The organism is Mesorhizobium sp. M2A.F.Ca.ET.037.01.1.1 (genome assembly GCF_003998075.1).
GTDB lineage: Bacteria > Pseudomonadota > Alphaproteobacteria > Rhizobiales > Rhizobiaceae > Mesorhizobium.
On sequence record NZ_RZSA01001420.1, the window covers coordinates 1 to 1,183 of the forward strand.

Genomic DNA, 1,183 nt, shown 5'->3' on the forward strand with positions numbered 1-1,183 from the left:
GACGCCGATGAGGTGAAGGTCGCGACAGCCGACGGGCGCGAGTTCACCTCCAAGGTTATGCTCAGGGACGAGACGCTCGATCTCGCCGTGCTCAAGATTTCGGCCGACAAGCCGTTCCCAGTGATCGCCATCGGCGATTCCGACGCGCTGGAGGTCGGCGACCTGGTACTCGCCATCGGCAACCCGTTCGGCGTCGGCCAGACCACCACCAGCGGCATTGTCTCGGCGCTTGCCCGCAGCCATATCGGCGTTTCGGATTCGGGTTATTTCATCCAGACCGATGCGGCCATCAATCCCGGCAATTCCGGCGGCGCGCTGATCAACATGGGCGGCCAGCTGGTCGGCATCAACACGGCCATCTACAGCCGCAGCGGCGGCTCGATCGGCATCGGCTTCGCCATTCCCTCGAATATGGTGCGCGCCTTTGCCGACGCCGCCAAGGCCGGGCTCGACTTCTTCGAGCGGCCCTATATCGGCGCTGAATTCGAACTGGTGACGCCGCAGATCGCCGAATCGCTCGGCATGGAGAAGCCGACCGGCGCATTGGTTTCATCGGTCGAGGGCTCCGGCCCCGCCGGCAAGGCCGGCCTGAAGCCGGGCGACGTCATCCTGTCGCTCAACAACACGCCGGTCGAAAGCATCGAGGCGCTCGACTATCGCATGGCGACGCTGTCGATCGGCACCAAGGCGACCTTCGTCGTGCTGAGCAAGGGCCAGCAGGCGACGCTGGAAATCCCGCTGGAGCGCGCGCCGGAAGGCGCCAAGCCCAGCGAGGTCACCTTGCGCGGCCGCAGTCCCTTCGCCGGCGCCAAGGTCGCGGAGCTGTCGCCCAGGCTTGCCCAGCGGCTTGGCCTTCGCACCGATCTCAAGGGCGTCACCGTCATCGATATCAGCCGCGATTCGCCAGCCGCCGATTTCGGCTTCCAGCCGGGCGATATCGTGCGCGAGGTCAACGGCACCAGCATCGATACCGCGGCGACGCTGGCGCAAATTGCCCAGCAGGACACGCGCTGGTGGCGCTTTACCGTCGAGCGCGGCGGGCAGATACTGCGCCAGGTGTTGCGTTATTGAGGCGGTCTGCCCATTTAGAGCATGATCCCGAACTGACGGTCCGCTTGGCAGAAAGCGGGAACCGGTGTTCGGACAAGATTATGCTCTCAAAGGAGCGGGATCGCGTTTCAAC

The 1,183-nt window shown here is 64.9% G+C and carries 1 protein-coding gene; it reads left to right on the forward strand.

Translation table 11 applies throughout. The features are described from left to right. Nucleotides 1-1,071: trypsin-like peptidase domain-containing protein (locus tag EOA27_RS37290; protein WP_127258810.1), on the forward strand; the 1,071-nt coding region annotated here is incomplete at its 5' end. Nucleotides 1,072-1,183: the final 112 nt, after the last annotated feature.